Raw genomic sequence first — 17,278 nt, 5'->3', positions numbered from 1 at the left:
GACCCGTTTTCCGCCTGACAGCAACCTATAAAAGCGAAATGCCGGTATTTAGCGTGATTCGCTGTTCTGGCTGGGCTTTTGATTGACAAAACCCTTATAGGAGATGGATTCTCGGCCATCTGGGTAGGCGTTGATTTATGAGGATAAAAGTATGTGGAATTGCCGCTCTCGCCCTCAGCCTGCCCTTTCTGACGGCGGCGCCCGCCAGGGCGGACACGGAGACGGAGACAGGAACGGAGGCGGAGACGCGGCCGGAGACGCGAACGGAGACGCGGCCGGAGACGCGGCCGGAGACGCGTACGGAGACGCGTACGGAAACGCGGCCGGAGACACGTACGGAGAAGGCGGCGTTCGTGCTGAAGCCCGGCGACCGCGGGGAGAGCGTGCGGCTCCTGCAGCGCAAGCTGCACAGTGACGGCTACTACTACGGCCGGCTGAGCGGCGTGTACGACGAGCAGACCAAGTTCGCGGTCTGGGCGCTGCAGAAGAACCGGCGGCTGATGCCGAAGGGGCAGGTCGGCCCGGAGGTCTGGCGGACGTTCGAGCGCCGGGCGCGTAACCACGCGCTGGTCCCCAACGGGGGCGCGAATCGGGTGGAGATCGACCTGCGCAACCAGCTCCTGACCGTCTACCGCCACCGCCGCCCCGTGCTGTTCTCGCACATTTCGAGCGGCGCCGAGCGCAGCTACTGCGACAACGGCCACTGCGGCAACGCCATCACGCCGGTCGGCGACTTCCGCGTCAGCAGGCGGGCGGCCGGCTGGCACACCGGGGCGCTGGGCTCGATGTTCAACTCGCTCTACTTCGTCGGCGGCATCGCGATGCACGGCTCGACGCAGGTGCCGCTGCGCCCCGCCTCGCACGGCTGCGTACGCCTGCCGCTGACGACGTCCAAGCGCCTGTTCGAGATGGTGAAGATCGGCGAGCCGGTGTACGTGCGCGGAAAGCCCTACGGCTCCTGAAGGCAGCAGAAAACAGCCGGCCGGGGTCATAACGCGATTTCCCCTCGGCCAGTTGCGCCGCGTTCAGCCCGTGGCAGGCGCCGTCAATTCAACGTCATTCACATAGGCGTGATTATCCGCCGCCACTGGGCGATCGACGCGGACCAGTGCGGCGGCGTGCCGGAATTTCCGGCGGTCCACGGACGTCTCCCAGAAGAATCATCGGTGAGACGGCCGGCCCGCCAGGTTCGGTCACCTGTTTCTCACCCGGCTGTGCCTCCCAGAGCGTTCGGGGCGGGCGCGAGCCCTAGCCGGGTCAGGCGGGGCACGCTGGCGCCCGCCTTCTTGAGCACGCCGTCCTTGACCAGCCGCAGCGGCTTGCCGGGAGGAGGCGGCGGCCCGTCGCCGGTGGTCCTGGCCAGCCGCAGGGCCAGCGCCGGGCACATGTCGACCGCCCGCCGCGCCTCCTTGGCCAGATAGCCGGGGACACTCCTGAACGACGGGAACCCGTAGTCGTCCAGGTCCACGAACTCCGGCAGCAGATGCGCGCAGAGCCCGTGCCCCTGGCAGCGGGACCAGTCGACCTCCAGCCGGTACTCGACGTCGGCCTCGCGCTCGGGCATCGGCAGCACGCCGCGGACCGGCCGGCCGCACGAGCCGTGCTCCAGGTGGAGCGCGATCTCGGTCTCGAACGCGTCCAGTGCCGACAACACGAACTTGGCCGTGCCGTCAGGGTGGAAGCACGCGCCGCGCCGCTCGACGCCGCGCACGCACCGCCGGACCGCGTCCACCGAGCCCGTGCCCTCGACCAGCGCGTACATGGCCCTGGCGATGTCGGGCAGGCCGAGCCGGCAGGGGCCGCACTGGCCCGCCGACTCGGCCGCGAGGTAGGCGGTGACCCGGGCGGCCTCGCCGAGCGAGCATGTGGACTCGCCCAGGGGGACGATGATCCCGGCGCCCAGGGTGGCCCCGGCCGCCTTCATGCCCTCGCGGGAGAGCACGGCCGTCTGGGCGACGTCCGCCGACAACCAGGCGCCGTGGTAGCCGCCGACGAGCACGCCGTCGCCGACCTCGGCCTCGGTGAGCGCGAGCACGTCGGCCAGGTAGGTGCCCGTGGGCGCCTCGATGACCGCGCCCTCGGCCGCGCCGCCGCTGACGGTGAGCAGGATGGTGCCCGGCTCCTTGCTGGTGCCGACCTCGGCGTACCGCTCGGGGCCGAGCTCGGCCAGCAGCGCGAACTGCGCGTACGTCTCCGTGTTGGACAGCAGGGTGGGCAGGCCGTCCACGCCGCTGGTGGCGGCGCGCTTCTTCCGGCCGGGCGGGATGCCCTCCTCGCCGTTCACGGCGCGGACGAGCGCGCCGCCCTCGCCGGAGATGAACCGCTCCTTGATCCCGACCACGCGGATCGGGACGCGGCTCTCGGCGCCACCCGAGATGTTCGCCGCGCGGCGCTCGGCCACGGCCGCGGCGACGGACGCCTCGGCGACCTCGCCCCCGGCCGTGGCCACGATGACCTCGCGGGCGCCGAGCGCCTCGGCGGCCAGCACCGCACCGTCGAGCACGAGATGCGGGTTGCGGGTAAGTAGCATCGCGTCCTTGGAGCTGGCCGGCTCGCCTTCCGCGCCGTTGACCAGGACGATGCTCTCGCCCGAGCCCGCCGCGTCGGCGACGGCCCGCAGCTTGCGCGCGAACGGGAACGCGGCGCCGCCCCGCCCGCGCATGTCCACCTCGTTGATGTGCGAGATGAGGTCGCCGAGCTCGCGCGGCTCGGGAGCGCCGTGGAGCGTGCGGTGGGCAGGCAGGTCGAGGCGCCGGCAGTGGTCCAGCCCGGCGGTGAGCCGGGCCGGACCCATGCGGAGCACCCGTGGCACCCGGGCGGGGATCACGATCGCCCCCCGGGGAACGGGAGCAGACTCATCCGGCCTCCTGATATGTCCGCCGGGCCGAGCGGGTTCATCCCGCCTCCCGGTATCTGCGCCGAGCGTCCGCGAGACTCACGGGCGCGTTCATCCGTGCGGCGGTGGCCGCCGCCGCCCCGACCTTCTGCGGCCGTTCCACGGGCACGCCCGCGGCGACGGGCGCCGTCACCGCGGGTCCTTCGACCCGCTCGGCCATGATCGGCGGCCGGCGCAGCGTGGCCAGCACGCGGACGATCAGCGCGCCGCCGACCGCCGCCATGCACGCCACGTACGACCAGGCCACCCAGCCGGCCGGTGGCCGGCCGGCCGTCAGTCCATGCATGATCGCGACCGGCCAGGCCAGGTACGCGGCGGAGTGCAAGATCCGCCACAACCACGGCTTGGTCCGGGTCGCGAAACGCCCCCTCAGGATTCCCGTGACCACGGCCAGGACCATGAGGTCGAAGGCCAGCGCGCCAAATCCCACGTAGAGCCCGGCTACCGGCACGACCGCCGCCCCCGGCGACACGTGTCCCAGGCTGATCATGAGGGTGATGTGCGTGAGCAGGCAGGCCAGTCCGCCGAACGCGGCGGCCCGGTGCGCGAACTGGGCCCTGACCCGGTTGGCCGGCGACAGGAAGACGCGTTCGGTGGTGAGCAGGCCGAGCGCGACTGTCGCGGTCAGCAGCACCAGAGAGAACACGCCCGCATAGAACTCGAGGAAGCTGACCCCTCGGCCGAGCAGCCCGATCCCGCGTTCCGTCCTGGTCAGCACGAAGGCCGACAGCACGATGGCCGCGATGGAGGCGCTCGCCCCCAGCCGGACGTTCCTGCTGTCCAGCTTGGTGGGGGCGTGCCGGGGGTGTCGTCTGTGGAGCATGTATTTCCCTCCAAGGTCGAGTGAGGGTGCGACTCGGAAGGCGAGTGCCCGCAAAGGCCTGTCAGATCAGCAGCGGCGACCCCGGTTGATGCATGAGACGACGGACTGCATCAACCTGTCGGGCATCACGTTGGCGAAGTCAGCGTGGTCGGTGATCGGGTTGTGCTTCTGCTCCGGGAAGGCGTCCACGGCGTACGAGGGACCCTGCGGCACGGTGTACGCGAGGGTCATGCGAAGCTGCGGAATCGCTCTGGTGCCCTGCGGGCAAGCACCACCCTGGCCGGGGAAGACCACGTGCGTGCGGTGATTTGCGCTGTCGGTGTTCTGGCCGTCCCAGCAGCTAGGGAAGTCCAGAATACGAAGAACCTGACTGCCGCGCGGGCAAAGCGTGTATTTGTCGGGACTTATGCGATTTTGGAATCCCGAGCAGCTCCAGCCGGCCCGTGCGTTGGCGGGGCCGTTGGTGGCCGCCTTGGCGTCGCCGGTGATGATCCTGATGAACCTCGGCATCGCGACCACCCTGGAGGTGGCGTTGCCGCGGAACTGGAGCGTCACGGAGCGGGGTCGCAACACCTGGCCGACGTTGCCGTCCGGGTCCTCGGTGTTCACGTCCACCTTGCGGTCTCTGACGACCGGCCAGAAGTAGGTGGACTGGTCGTTCTGCCGGCACGTGGTCCCCGCGGCGGCCAGGCTCTCGTCGGTGGAGAAGCCGTCCGTCGACAGGTTGCCCACGTAGTCGTGCAGGTGGTGGGCGCCGTTGCTCACGCCGGGCGCGACGATGAAGTTGTCGGGGTTGTTGTGGCCGTTGCGGTTCGTCCCGCACTGGGAGACGAAGGTGCCGCGCGAGCCGTTGCGGCCGGCGCGCGCGTCCTGCTGCACGGCCTGGACCTGGCGGATGTTGACGAAGTCCTCGACGAACGGGCCCAGGTCGGCGCACTCGTCGTGCTCGCCGGTGGCCGTCGGGGAAGGCGACGCGGAGCCCGTCGGGGAGGCGCTCTGCGACGGCTCGCCGGTGGCGTCGTCGTCGGGGTTCTGGGTCTGGCTGGGAACCGGGGTGGCGGTTCTCGTCGGGTTGCGGCCGCGGCGCGAGAACGTCGAGGCGGTCTCCTCGGTCTCGGGGGCGGCCTCGGGGGCCGCTTCAGGGGACTCGGCCGGGTCGAGTACGGCGGCGCCACCGGCCTGACCCGTCTGGTCCTGCTCGTCTGCCTGCTGCTGGTCTGCCTGTTGCTGGTCCGGGGCCTGCTGGTCCGGCGCCTGTTGGTCCGGGGCCTGCTGATCAGGGGCCTGCTGGTTCTGATCCTGATCCTGCTGGTCCTGGTTCTGGTCCTGCTGGTTCCGGTTGCGGCCCCGCTGGGTCGCCGTGGGTGACGCGCTCGGGCCGGCACTCGGGGCCGCCGATGGTGACGCCGTGGCCTGGGCCGGGTCGCAGTGGTCGGCGCGCGCGGGGCCGACCCCGATGACAGCCGCGGACACCAGTCCGCCGGCCGCGACGGCCAAAGCTGACACGGCCGCGGCCATGCGTCTGGATCTCCTCATGTGTGTCTCCTCGTATCGACCGCCAGTGCGACGGGTGGAGCGGGTGAGGGCGACGGGGGTTCCGGCAACTCGTTGTGATCGACCAGGCCGGTGGATTCGAGCAGCGCCATGTGTCTCATGACGAAGTTCACGCCCTCTTGGGCGAACTTCCTGATCTCGGAGTTACGGGTTCCGGCTCGTACGCCCGCCACGACGGTGAAGACCTTCCCGTGCGCGGCACGCAGCAGGTTCGCGAAGTCCTTGTCGAAGGCCGGGCCGCTTTCCGAGGCGAGCTGGGCCATCCAGCGTTGCTGGTCGGGGTTGGGCTCGTCGGGGATGGCGACGCCCAGTTTCTTGGCGACCTGGCGGGTCAGCAGGTCCAGCTTCAGGTGATCTTCCATGATCAGCCTGCCGACTTCTTTGACGCGTTGGGACTCGGCGCGGGTCTTGGCGTACTCGCCGACCGGCATTTCCCAGAGGCCCGCCTGCCGCACCTTGATCACCAGGTCACGGTCGGCGGCCGTCAGGGGCCCGGAGGACGTCTGTGTCCACTGGGCGGCGGCTGGGTCGATCGCCGGCGGCATGACCAGCAGGATCGTCACCGCGGCCGCTACGACGAAGCCGCCGAGCATGAGTAACTCACCGCGCAAAAGCCTGTGCATGGTCGGAGGTACGTGGGCATCCCTGGCGTGGTTCACCTATGGCCGGAGATAGTTAGAAATGACTGGAGTTATCGGAGTGGCTACCGCCGAGATAACGAAGGTGTAAAGATGTGCCCCGTGCTAGGTCACCTCGACGGCAGGTTCGAGAGTGCGGATGCCGAGGCGGAGCATCGCATCGCGGTGCTTTACCAGGAGTTCGGCGGCCCTCTGCTGCGACACGTCCGCAAATCCACAGGCAATGACCTTCAGTGGGCCGAGGACGTGGTGCAGGAGACGCTCGTCCGAGCCTGGCGAAACTCGGCAAGACTGCAATGGGAACCAAGCCTCCTATGGGCGTGGCTGCTGACAGTGGCCCGCCGCATCGTTATCGACGGACGTCGACGGAAGAGCGCCCGGCCTCACGAGGTCGAGCCGCCCGAAGTCGACATGCTGGCGGTGCCCGACGGCTCGGAGCGTGCCCTGTCGGCGATCGTTGTCGCCGACGCGCTCCGCAGTCTGTCCGAAGAACACCGCGAAGTCATAGAGCAGACCTACCTCCGAGACCGTACGATAAGTGAAGCGGCGGCGATTCTGGGGATCCCGCCGGGCACGGTGAAGTCCCGGCTCTACTACGGCATCCGGGCACTCCGTGAGCTGCTGCGGGACAAGGGGGTTGCCGGCTGATGCATGACGGGGTGGCCGCCTATGTCCTCGGTGTCCTCGACGAAGAGGAGCACGAGGCGTTCGAACGCCACCTCGATACGTGCGAGCAGTGCCAGGCGGAGCTGATTGAGCTCGCCGAGTTGCCGGAGCAGCTCGACGAGCTCAAAAACGTCTCCTCCACCTCCGACGACGATCCCCCGATGTCGATGTCACGTTGACGTCTATGCCCTTTTCGGGTGATATCGGTACGGCGAGACAGGCGCCCGGTGTAACAGGCCGGGCGGTTTTGGGGGAGGTGTTCGGTGGGCATCGACGGTGATGCACCCGGTCCCTCGCGTCGGCGGTGCGGTGACGAAGGCGGCCGGCCGTCGTACGACGGCCGCCTCCGCCTGCCCGCGCTCCTCGCCCAGCGGCCACCCGGCTCCCCGCCCCTGCGGCTCCGCGAGCTCGTGCCGGGCCTGACCGGAGACCTGCTGACCCACGACGAGAGCGCCGCGCGGGCGCGGACGCGTCACGTCCAGATGGTCGAACGTCAGATCGGCTCGACGGGCGCCCCTTTTCTGCGCGGTCGCCCGCGCCTGCACTACTTCCCACCGCTGTGGGAACTCAGAGCCTGGCTATGAACAGTCATGGCGAACCCTCACAAAGGAGTGAGAGCGAAATGCCGCTCGACGAGGCCAAGGATGAGCTGCTCCAAAGAGCCGCAGAGAGCTGCGCGGCCGGCAGCGAACATGTGAGCCCGGAGGAGGCGCTGTCCTTCCTGCGGTTCTACTATCGCCACGTCGCGCCGGAGGACCTGCTTCATCGCAACCCCGTCGACGTGTACGGCCCCGCGATGTCCCAGCGGCAGATGGCCGAGGTCCGCCCCCAGGGCCGGGCCGTCGTCCGGGCCTACACCCCCACCTTGGACGAGAACGGCTGGGACCCCGGGCACTCCGTGGTCGAAGTGGTCACCGACGACATGCCGTTCCTGGTGGACTCGGTGACGATGGAGCTCGACCGGCACGACCTGGGCATCCATCTGGTGGTCCATCCGCAGATGCGGGTGCGCCGCGACATGACAGGCCGGATGCTCATCCGCGGCCAGGAGGACGTCACCGGCCAGATGCTGGTCGAGTCGTGGATGCACATCGAGATCGACCGGCAGGCCGATCCCGGTGTGCTCAAGCAGCTCGACGCCGACCTGCAGCGGGTGCTCACCGACGTGCGCCACGCGGTCGAGGACTTCAGGAAGATGCGGGCACTGGCCGTGCAGACCGCCGAAGACCTGAGCATGAGCCCGCCGCCGCTGGAGCCCGCGGAGGTCGAGGACAGCCTCGACCTGCTGCGCTGGCTCGCCGACGGGCACTTCACCTTCCTCGGCTATCGCGAGTACCGCCTGGAGCGCACCGACGAGGGCGACGCGCTGCGCGCGCTGCCCGGGGCGGCGCTGGGCATCCTGCGTGACGACAAGGCCGGCTCGGAGAGCTTCTCCGCGCTGCCCGCCGAGGTGCGGGCCAAGGCCCGCGAGAAGCAGCTCCTGATCATCACCAAGGCCAACTCCAGGGCCACCGTGCACCGGGCGACCTACCTCGACTACATCGGGGTCAAGCTGTTCTCGCCCGAGGGCGAGGTGATCGGCGAGCGGCGCTTCCTCGGCCTGTTCACCCACGTGGCCTACAACGAGTCGATCTCCAGGATCCCGGTGCTCCGGCGGAAGCTGGCCGACCTGCTCGACCAGGCGGGCCTGACGCCCGAGAGCCACGACGGCAAGGATCTGATCGAGATCCTGGAGACCTTCCCGCGCGACGAGCTGTTCCAGACCTCGGTGGAGCAGCTCCTGCCGATCGCGCTGGGCGTGTTGCGGCTGCGCGAGCGCAAGCAGGTCAAGTTGTTCCTGCGACGTGACGACTACGGCCGCTACATCTCGTGCCTGATCTACCTGCCGCGCGACCGTTACACCACCAAGGTGCGGCTGAAGATGCAGGAGGTCCTGATCAAGGCGCTGGGCGGCAAGTCGCTCGACTACAGCGCCATGATCGGCGAGTCGGTGCTCGCCCGGCTGCACGTGGTCGTGCGCGGCGAGCGGGGCAGGCAGCTCCCGCCGCCGAGCGTGGACGTGGAGGAGCTGGAGTCCCGGCTGGCCGGGCTCACCCGCTCCTGGGAGGACGACCTGGCCGGCGCGCTGGGGGACATGGCCGCGGAGGAGGAGGCGCCCGCGCTCATCAGGCGGTACGCGGCGGCGTTCCCCGAAGGCTACAAAGCGGACTTCCCGCCCAAGGTGGCCGTGGTCGACCTGCGCCGCCTGGAGCAGCTCGTCAGCGCCGAAGACGGGGAAGTCGGGATCAACCTCTACGAGCCGTACGACGCGGCCGAGGGGGAGCGGCGGCTGAAGATCTACAAGGTCGGCTCGCCCATCTCGCTCTCCCATGCGCTGCCGCTCATCCAGCGGCTCGGCGTCGAGGTCGTGGACGAGCGGCCCTACGAGATCGACAGGGACAACGACCCCGCCACCAAGAACGCCTGGATCTACGACTTCGGGCTGCGGTACGCGCCGTCCGCCGAAGTGGATCGTAACGACTTCAAGCGGCTCTTCCAGGACGGGCTCACCGCGCTGTGGAAGGGGCGGGTGCAGGCCGACAACTTCAACGCGCTCATCCTGCGGGCCGGGCTGACCTGGGAGCAGGTCGAGATCCTGCGGGTGTACGCCAAGTACCTGCGGCAGGCCGGGAGCACGTTCTCACAGCTCTACATGGAGCGGGTGCTGGCCGGGAACGTACGGCTGGCGCGGCTGCTCGTGCGGCTGTTCGAGGCCAAGCTCGATCCGCGGCGCGGTGACGACGTGCGGATCGATCTCGTGGACGCGCTCAACGAGGAGATCCTGGGGGCGCTGGACGAGGTGGCCTCGCTGGACGAGGACCGGATCCTGCGCGCCTACTTGGAAATGATTCAGGCGACATTGCGCACGAATTACTTCCAAACGGTCGATGGACAGCGGAAACCGTACATATCGCTCAAATTCGACCCGCAGGCCATCAGTGTGTTGCCGTTGCCGCGGCCCAAGTACGAGATCTTCGTCTATTCGCCGCGGGTCGAGGGTGTGCACCTGCGTTTCGGAAAGGTGGCGCGGGGCGGTCTGCGGTGGTCGGATCGGATGGAGGATTTCCGTACCGAAATCCTGGGGCTGGTCAAGGCACAGATGGTGAAAAATACCGTTATTGTGCCGACTGGGTCTAAGGGCGGATTTGTCGTTAAGCGTCCGCCTGCGTCCGGTGCTCGGGAGGATCTGCTCGCCGAAGGCGTGGCCTGCTACCGGACCTTCATCTCCGGGCTGCTCGACATCACCGACAACCTCGTGGACGGCAAGGTCGTGCCGCCGGCCGACGTGGTCAGGCACGACGGCGACGACACCTACCTCGTCGTCGCGGCCGACAAGGGCACCGCCACCTTCTCCGACATCGCCAACGACGTCGCCAAGCAGTACGGCTTCTGGCTGGGCGACGCCTTCGCCTCCGGCGGCTCGGTCGGCTACGACCACAAGGTCATGGGCATCACCGCCCGCGGCGCGTGGGAGTCGGTCAAATACCACTTCCGCACCATGGGCGTGGACGTGCAGAGCACCGACTTCACGGTGGCCGGCGTCGGCGACATGTCCGGCGACGTGTTCGGCAACGGGATGTTGTTGTCGCAGCACATCCGGCTGGTCGCCGCGTTCGACCACCGGCACATCTTCGTGGACCCGACGCCCGACGCCGCCCGCTCCTTCGGGGAGCGGCAGCGCCTGTTCGAGCTGCCGCGCAGCTCGTGGGAGGACTACGACGAGAAGCTGATCTCCCCAGGAGGCGGCGTCTATTCGCGCACGGCCAAGTCCATCCCGATCACGCCCCAGACGCGCGAGGCGCTCGGCATCCAGGACGCCGTCACGTCCATGGCCCCGAACGACCTGATCAGCGCCATCCTGCGGGCCCCGGTCGACCTGCTCTGGAACGGCGGCATCGGCACCTACGTCAAGGCGAGCTCCGAGTCCCACGCGGACGTGGGCGACAAGGCCAACGACGTGCTGCGCGTCAACGCGGCCGACCTGCGCTGCAAGGTCGTCGGCGAGGGCGGCAACCTGGGCTTCACCCAGCTCGCCCGGATCGAGTACGTGCTGAACGGCGGCCTGGCCAACACCGACTTCATCGACAACTCGGCCGGTGTCGACACCTCGGACCACGAGGTGAACATCAAGATCCTGCTCGACCAGGTCGTCCGCGACGGCGAGCTGACCGACAAGCAGCGCAACCAGGTCTTCGCCTCCATGACCGACGAGGTCGCCGACCTGGTGCTGCGGGACAACTACGCCCAGAACGTGGTCCTGGCCGCCGCCCGGAAGCAGGCCGTGGAGATGCTCCACATCCACGCCCGCTACCTGCGCCGCCTGGAGCGGGACGGGCTGGTCAACCGGGAGCTGGAGTTCCTGCCCTCGGACAAGACGCTGGCCGAGCGCCGCCAGGCCAGGCTCGGCCTGACCGCGCCCGAGTTCTCCGTCCTGCTGGCCTACACCAAGCTGGTGGTCGACGCCGAGGTGCTCGCCTCCGACCTGCCCGACGAGTCCTACCTGGAGTCGTGGCTGGTGTCGTACTTCCCGTCGGCGTTGCGGGAGCGCTTCAGGCCGTACATGGACGCGCACCCGCTGCGGCGCGAGATCATCACCACCTGCGTGGTGAATGAGCTGGTCAACTCCATGGGCACCACGTTCATGCACCGCTTCGGCGAGGAGACCGGCGCCTCGGCGCCCGACATCGTGCGGGCCTACCTGGTGGCGCGCGAGGTGTTCGACCTGCCGTCGTTCTACCGGGCCGTGGAGGCCCTGGACAACCAGGTCGACACCGCCACCCAGATCGCCATGTTGCTGGAGGCCCGCAAGCTCGCCGAGCGCGGCACCCGGTGGCTCCTGGTCAACCGCCGGCCGCCGCTCGACCTGGCCGGATCCGTGCACTTCTTCACCAAGGGCGTCAACGGGCTCGTCGGGCACGTCACCAAGATGCTCACGGGGCCCGACCTGTCCGCGTACGAGGAGCGCCGGGACTCCTTCCTGGCCAGGGGAGTGCCGCAGGAGCTGGCCGAGCGGGTGGCCGCCATGGTGCCGGCGTACTCGACGCTGGATCTGGTGGAGATCTCCTCGGTGACGGGCCGGCCGGTCAACGAGGTGGCCGAGGTCTACTTCGACCTGGCCGACCGGCTGCAGCTGGCCCGGCTCCGTGAGCGGGTCATCGCGCTGCCCAGGGACAACCGGTGGAACTCCATGGCCCGCTCGGCCCTGCGTGACGACCTCTACGCCGCGCACGCCTCGCTGACCCAGGACGTGCTGGCCCACAGCACGCCAGGACTGTCGCCCGAGGAGCGGCTGGACCGCTGGTCGGAGGCCAACTCGGCGGCCGTCTCGCGGGCCCGGCAGACCTTGTCGGAGATCTGGGAGAGCGAGCACTTCGACCTGGCCACGCTGTCGGTCGCCCTCCGTGCGATGCGCACGCTGGTCGCCGCCAGCAACCTCCCCCACACGGAGGCCTGACCACCCGCGGACCCCGCGGCGCCCTTGTGGTGTCGCGGGGTTCACCCGATCCGCCGGAGAGCCCGTTCGCGGGGTTCACCCGATCCGCCGGAGAGCCCGTTCGCGGCGTCACCACACCTGGGCCGGGAGCGTCTGGCGGGTGCGTGTCACCAGGCCGGTCCTGTCCACGCCCGCCAGTGCCAGTGCGCGGGGCACGGTGCCCACCTCGGCCTCCAGGATGCCGAGCAGCAGGTGCGCCGGCCGCAGATCCTTCTTCCCGGTGGCGGCGGCGAGACCGCGTTCGAGCGCGAGCCTGGCCGAGGCGCCCACGGACATCGAGCGCCTGGCGTCGGGGGTGGGCCTGGGGAGGCCGAAGGCGGCCAGGGACACCCCGGCCCCGCTCAGGCTGTGCTCGAACTCCCGGTCCAGCGCGCCCCTGATCGCCTCACGGGTCAGCCCCGCCGAGGTCAGCACCTCGTGGGCGGCGGTGCCGGCCTGGGCGGAGACTGCGAGCAGCAGGTGGTGCACCTCGACCGCGGCCGACCCGTCCGCACGGGCCTCGGCCTCCCCCCGCTCCACGATCGTGGTGATGTAGTGGTCGATTGCGCTCATTGTCGTCTCCTCAGACTGACGCCCGCGTCGATGAGCCGCTTGGCGTGCTTCTTGTGGACCGCCTGGCGCGTGATGCCGAGCGCCTCGGCGACCTGCGGCCAGCTCCAGCCCGCCCGCATCGCCTGCTCGACGGCGGCGTCCTCCAGCTGGTCGGCCAGACGCCGCAGCGCCACGACGGACGCCAGCGCGTCGGCGGGTTCCTGGGGTACGGGTGTCTCATCAGCCGGCATGCGAGCAACCGTAGTTGACTAATGCGCAGATAGTCAACTGTGGTTGCTTAAGTTGGCCCACGGGTCAGCGAAGAAGGAGGCGCTTCGTCACGGTGAGCGGGCGTCAGAGAAAGAGCACGCGGCTCATTGGCCGCTGGCGCGGGTCAGCGCGCCGTCGTGCGCGATCACCGCGGCGGCCGCCGGCGCCGTGAGCGGCGGCACCGCCGTGGCGTACTGGTGCGTCTCGACCAGGCGCAGCGACCGCCGCACCACCGCTGAGCCGATCGCCCACCGAGCCTGCTCCGGCACCGGGATGTATTCGTCCTCGGCCGTCTTGGTCGTCGTGGTCGTCGTCCGCGACAACGAGTATTGGATCAGCGCCCCGCCCGCCTTGGTGCGCAATGCGTACACCGGGAAGTTGTCGGCGCTGAAGATCGAGTCATAGCTGAACCCGTTGAGCTTCGCGTTCTCCCGGAGTCCGGCGATCTGGGTGGCCACGTCGCTCGTGTACGCCCCCGCCGCGAGCAGCCCGCCCGTGACCCCCGCCGTGCCCGTCTCGGCCACACTGGCGTGCACCGGGCCCATGAACTGGGGGCTGATCGTGATCGTCTTGTCATCGGGCGTCAGCGTCGTGGCGTAGCCCTCGGCGTCCAGCTCGATCTCCGGAAGCTCCTGGCCCGGCAGGAGCTGGGCCGCCGAGCTGAGCCGCCAGCGGTCGGACTTGGCGAACGTCAGCAGCGTCGCCCGCCCGTCGCGCGCCGCCAGCGCGCTGAACCACGGCGCCCGCTCGTCCGGCCCGAACTTGGGCACGAGCAGCGCCGGCGCCCCCCACGTGTAACGGTGCGGGGCGTAGCCGGTGGACAGGTAGGCGGCCACGGCGAGCTGCCCCTGACCGCCGGTGGTGAGGTCGACCGCCATCGCCAGCCGGCCTTCGAAGTCGCTTTTCACGCGCAGCAGGTCGTCGGACAGGACGATCTCGTTGAAGACCTCGGCGGCCTCCTCGCGGGTGATCGCGACCGCGCTCGCCGTCGGCGAAGGGGAGGCGGAGGGGGCCGCGGCCGATCTGGTGGGCGCCGGTGGAGGCGCGCTCGTGCACGCGGCCGCCGCGGCCATGAGGCCGGCCACGAGCGTCAGCACTCCCCGCCGACCGTATGCATGCACCTCGCCATGTTATTCGGGCCCGCGAGGGTCGCGTACCCTTGGGAGACGTGGCAGGCATCGATCCGGCAGAAGAGATCAACGAGCTCCGGGGCACGCTCCGCAGCATCCAGGACGTCCTCGACCTCGACGCGATGCGCAAGCAGATCGCGGAGCTGGAGCAGCAGGTTGCCGTGCCCGACCTCTGGGAGGACCCTGATCAGGCCCAGAAGGTCACCAGCAAGCTCTCTCACCTCCAAGGTGAGCTCAACCGCGTCGAGGCCCTCGTGCGCCGCCTGGAGGATCTGACTGTCCTCTACGAGCTCGCGGCCGAGGAGAGCGACGAGGACACCCGCGTCGAGGCCGACAGGGACCTGGAGTCGTTGAAGTCCGACATCGGCGCGATGGAGGTCCGCACCCTGCTCTCGGGGCCCTATGACGCCCGCGAGGCACTCGTCACGATCAACTCCCAGGCCGGCGGGGTCGACGCCGCCGACTGGGCCGAGATGTTGTTCCGGATGTATCTGCGGTGGGCCGAGCGCAAGGGCTACGGCACCGAGGTCTACGACACCTCCTATGCGGAGGAGGCCGGCATCAAGTCGGCCACGTTCGCGATCAAGGCCGCCTACGCCTACGGCACGCTGCGCGGTGAGCACGGCACCCACCGCCTGGTCCGGATCAGCCCGTTCGACAACCAGGGCCGCCGGCAGACCTCGTTCGCCGGGGTGGACATCGTGCCGGTCGTGGAGCAGACCGACCACATCGACATCGTCGAGGACGATCTGCGTATCGACGTCTACCGCTCCTCGGGTCCCGGCGGCCAGGGCGTCAACACCACCGACTCGGCTGTGCGCATCACGCACATTCCGAGCGGCATCGTGGTCTCCTGCCAGAACGAGCGCTCCCAGCTGCAAAACCGCGCCTCCGCGATGAACGTGTTGCAGGCCAAGCTGCTGGAGCGCAAGCGGCAGGAGGAGGCCGAGAAGATGTCGGAGCTGCGCGGCGCCACCACCACGTCGTGGGGCACGCAGATCCGCAACTACGTGCTGCACCCCTACCAGATTGTGAAGGACCTGCGCACGGGCACCGAGGCCGGCAACCCGACGGCGGTGCTCGACGGCGACCTCGACGGCTTCATCGAGTCGGAGATCCGCTGGATGCGCCGGCAGGAGTCGGAGACGGCCTAGCGGGCCGCCCCCTGCGGCCCGGTGTCTAGAGACCGCTCACGTGCTCCAGCACCAGGCTCAGGAAGAGCAGGACGACCAGCAGCAGAGCGATGAGAGCGGGTGACAGCCCGGCGAAGCCGTGGTTGTGCATCCGCTCTCTGTTGGCGCGGCAGAGAGCGCAGCGGCCCTCGATGACAGGGTGGGCGCACTGGGCGCATACGAGGTGTTCGCAACTCATGACAGCCCCAAGTCTAGCCGCACAATCGTTTTGTTTCCGTTATGGACGTTCCATGCCAGTCTTCCCCCTAGACTGTCGTCTGGCCAATCGGAACGTCGATCATCAGTAAAGAAGACGCCCCCGCTCGGCCAGTGGCGGGAAGTGGGCATGTGCCACCCTCGCTTCCGTCCTGACCCCTAGACTGGCATGCCGTGATGCTCTCGTGATCCATTTCGATAATGTCACCAAGGCCTACCCGAACCAGAACCGTCCCGCCCTCGACCACGTATCCGTAGACGTGGACAAGGGTGAGTTCGTGTTCCTCGTGGGTCCTTCGGGCTCAGGCAAGTCCACGTTCCTGCGCCTGATCCTCAAAGAGGAGCGGCCCAACTCCGGCGCGATCCACGTCGCCGGCAAGGACCTGGCCCGCCTCTCCAACTTCAAGGTGCCGCACCTGCGCCGCCGCATCGGCTGCGTGTTCCAGGACTTCAGGTTGCTCCCGAACAAGAACGTCTACGAGAATGTGGCGTTCGCTCTCGAGGTCATCGGCAAGCCCCGGCGGTTCATCCGCAAGGTGGTGCCCGAGGTCATCGAGCTGGTCGGCCTCGAAGGCAAGGCACACCGCATGCCCGACGAGTTGTCCGGCGGCGAGCAGCAGCGCGTCGCCATGGCCCGCGCGTTCGTCAACAGGCCGATGATCCTGCTGGCCGACGAGCCCACGGGCAACATCGACCCCGCGACGAGCATCGGCATCATGAAGGTGCTCGACCGCATCAACAGGACTGGCACCACGGTCGTCATGGCCACGCACGACGCGGCCATCGTCGACTCCATGCGCAAGCGTGTCGTGGAGCTGGAGGACGGCAAGATCGTCCGGGACCAGTCGCGTGGCGTTTACGGCCAGGCGTACTGACAGGGAGCTGTAGACAGAACATGCGGGCGAATTTCATCTTCTCCGAGGTCTGGATCGGCCTCCGTCGCAATCTGACCATGACCATCGCGGTCATCATCACCGTGGCGGTCGGCATGGCGATGCTGGGCGTCGGCTTGATGATCAACGCTCAGGTCACGATGATGAAGGGCTACTGGGACGATCAGGTCGAGGTCTCGGTCTTCCTGTGCAACAAGGGGTCGGCCATCCCGGAGTGCAACGGGAAGGCGATCACGCCCGCGCAGATGAAGACCCTCCAGGCGCACATCGAGGGCACCCCCGGTGTCGAGAAGGTGTTCTACGAGGACCAGGCGGCCGCGTACAAGAACTTCCAAGAGGCGTACGCGACCAACAAGGCGCTCGTGAGCGCCACCAAGGTCGAGGACATGCCGCAGTCGTTCCGGGTCAAGGTCGCCAACCCGGACAACTACGACAATGTCATCCAGGCCGTGGAGGGCCAGCCGGGCGTCTCGCAGGTCAAGGACCACGCCGAGCTGATCGGCCCCTTCTTCGAGATGCTCGACAAGCTCGCCTTCTACGCCCTCGCGGTCGCGATCGTGCTGGTGCTGGCGGCGGCCCTGCTGATCGGCAACACGGTCCGGCTCTCGGCGTTCAACCGGCGCAGGGAGACGGGCATCATGCGGCTGGTCGGGGCCTCCAACCTCTACATCCAGCTACCGTTCGTGATGGAAGGCGTCATCGCCGGCCTGATCGGCGGCGTGTTCGCGGCGATCATCCTGATCATGACGAAGGTCTTCCTCTTCGAGGAGCTGGCCGGCTACTTCGGCAAGGCCCAGATCGGCTGGGACGCGGTGGCGCAGACCATCACGTTCACCATGGCCATCGGCGTCGTGATCTGTGTGCTGGCCTCGTTCGTGACGCTGCGCCGTTATCTCCGGGTGTAGCGTGCACACGCACATGGGGCGGCGCCGCCCCGGTCGCCGGTAAAGTCGAAG

General features: G+C 68.8%; 15 protein-coding genes. 8 read left to right on the top strand and 7 right to left on the bottom strand.

What is annotated here, in order from left to right:
* Window positions 1-137 precede the first annotated feature (137 nt).
* On the top strand, window positions 138-962 hold the full coding sequence (locus ACWD0F_RS01680) for a L,D-transpeptidase family protein (protein WP_449871731.1): 825 nt from the start codon (window positions 138-140) through the stop codon (window positions 960-962).
* Window positions 963-1,204: 242 nt separating this feature from the next.
* Here ACWD0F_RS01680 and ACWD0F_RS01675 read toward each other — a convergent pair whose 3' ends face one another.
* From ACWD0F_RS01675 to ACWD0F_RS01660, 4 genes are all read right to left on the bottom strand, one after another.
* Entirely contained in the window at window positions 1,205-2,827 is a 1,623-nt protein-coding gene (locus ACWD0F_RS01675) for an NADH-ubiquinone oxidoreductase-F iron-sulfur binding region domain-containing protein (RefSeq protein ID WP_449871729.1), read from the bottom strand.
* A gap of 67 nt (window positions 2,828-2,894) precedes the next feature.
* Window positions 2,895-3,719 (bottom strand): hypothetical protein, encoded by an 825-nt coding sequence (locus ACWD0F_RS01670; RefSeq protein ID WP_449871728.1) that lies wholly within the window; start codon window positions 3,717-3,719, stop codon window positions 2,895-2,897.
* Between the two features lie 66 nt (window positions 3,720-3,785).
* On the bottom strand, window positions 3,786-5,255 hold the full coding sequence (locus tag ACWD0F_RS01665; RefSeq protein ID WP_449871726.1) for a DUF1996 domain-containing protein: 1,470 nt from the start codon (window positions 5,253-5,255) through the stop codon (window positions 3,786-3,788).
* A complete protein-coding gene (locus tag ACWD0F_RS01660) occupies window positions 5,252-5,896 on the bottom strand; it encodes a DUF4142 domain-containing protein (protein ID WP_449871724.1) in 645 nt (214 codons plus the stop codon). The genes ACWD0F_RS01665 and ACWD0F_RS01660 overlap by 4 nt, the downstream gene beginning before the upstream one ends.
* Before the next feature lie 117 nt (window positions 5,897-6,013).
* Between ACWD0F_RS01660 and ACWD0F_RS01655 the strand changes: the two genes are divergently transcribed.
* The 4 genes from ACWD0F_RS01655 (at window position 6,014) to ACWD0F_RS01640 (ending at window position 12,071) form a co-directional block, all read left to right on the top strand.
* Window positions 6,014-6,559, top strand: coding sequence for a sigma-70 family RNA polymerase sigma factor (locus ACWD0F_RS01655; protein ID WP_449871723.1), 546 nt, complete (start codon window positions 6,014-6,016; stop codon window positions 6,557-6,559).
* The gene (locus tag ACWD0F_RS01650; RefSeq protein ID WP_449871721.1) at window positions 6,559-6,756 is read left to right on the top strand and encodes a zf-HC2 domain-containing protein; all 198 of its coding nucleotides are present in this window, start codon (window positions 6,559-6,561) and stop codon (window positions 6,754-6,756) included. Before ACWD0F_RS01655 ends, ACWD0F_RS01650 begins: the two co-directional genes overlap by 1 nt.
* A gap of 84 nt (window positions 6,757-6,840) precedes the next feature.
* On the top strand, window positions 6,841-7,161 hold the full coding sequence (locus ACWD0F_RS01645; protein WP_449871719.1) for a hypothetical protein: 321 nt from the start codon (window positions 6,841-6,843) through the stop codon (window positions 7,159-7,161).
* A 38-nt stretch (window positions 7,162-7,199) separates the two neighbouring features.
* Complete coding sequence (locus ACWD0F_RS01640; protein WP_449871717.1) at window positions 7,200-12,071, top strand: NAD-glutamate dehydrogenase; 4,872 nt, start codon at window positions 7,200-7,202, stop codon at window positions 12,069-12,071.
* Window positions 12,072-12,179: 108 nt separating this feature from the next.
* Here the strand turns inward: ACWD0F_RS01640 and ACWD0F_RS01635 are convergent, their stop codons facing one another.
* The 3 genes from ACWD0F_RS01635 to ACWD0F_RS01625 form a co-directional block, all read right to left on the bottom strand.
* Window positions 12,180-12,662 (bottom strand): Clp protease N-terminal domain-containing protein, encoded by a 483-nt coding sequence (locus ACWD0F_RS01635; RefSeq protein WP_449871715.1) that lies wholly within the window; start codon window positions 12,660-12,662, stop codon window positions 12,180-12,182.
* Entirely contained in the window at window positions 12,659-12,892 is a 234-nt protein-coding gene (locus tag ACWD0F_RS01630; RefSeq protein WP_449871713.1) for a hypothetical protein, read from the bottom strand. Before ACWD0F_RS01630 ends, ACWD0F_RS01635 begins: the two co-directional genes overlap by 4 nt.
* Before the next feature lie 123 nt (window positions 12,893-13,015).
* Window positions 13,016-14,032 carry a hypothetical protein gene (locus ACWD0F_RS01625; RefSeq protein ID WP_449871711.1) on the bottom strand — a complete coding sequence of 339 codons (1,017 nt, stop codon included), beginning with the start codon at window positions 14,030-14,032 and terminating at the stop codon, window positions 13,016-13,018.
* A 47-nt stretch (window positions 14,033-14,079) separates the two neighbouring features.
* Between ACWD0F_RS01625 and prfB the strand changes: the two genes are divergently transcribed.
* From prfB to ftsX, 3 genes are all read left to right on the top strand, one after another.
* Entirely contained in the window at window positions 14,080-15,195 is a 1,116-nt protein-coding gene (gene prfB, locus ACWD0F_RS01620) for a peptide chain release factor 2 (RefSeq protein WP_449871709.1), read from the top strand.
* Window positions 15,196-15,614: 419 nt separating this feature from the next.
* The gene (ftsE, locus tag ACWD0F_RS01615; RefSeq protein ID WP_449871707.1) at window positions 15,615-16,304 is read left to right on the top strand and encodes a cell division ATP-binding protein FtsE; all 690 of its coding nucleotides are present in this window, start codon (window positions 15,615-15,617) and stop codon (window positions 16,302-16,304) included.
* 20 nt (window positions 16,305-16,324) lie between these two features.
* Window positions 16,325-17,227, top strand: a complete 903-nt coding sequence (gene ftsX / locus ACWD0F_RS01610) for a permease-like cell division protein FtsX (RefSeq protein WP_449871705.1) — start codon at window positions 16,325-16,327, stop codon at window positions 17,225-17,227.
* Window positions 17,228-17,278: the final 51 nt, after the last annotated feature.

The sequence above is a fragment of the Nonomuraea sp. NPDC002799 genome, assembly GCF_053592075.1.
This window is presented reverse-complemented; position numbering and strand designations above follow the sequence as displayed.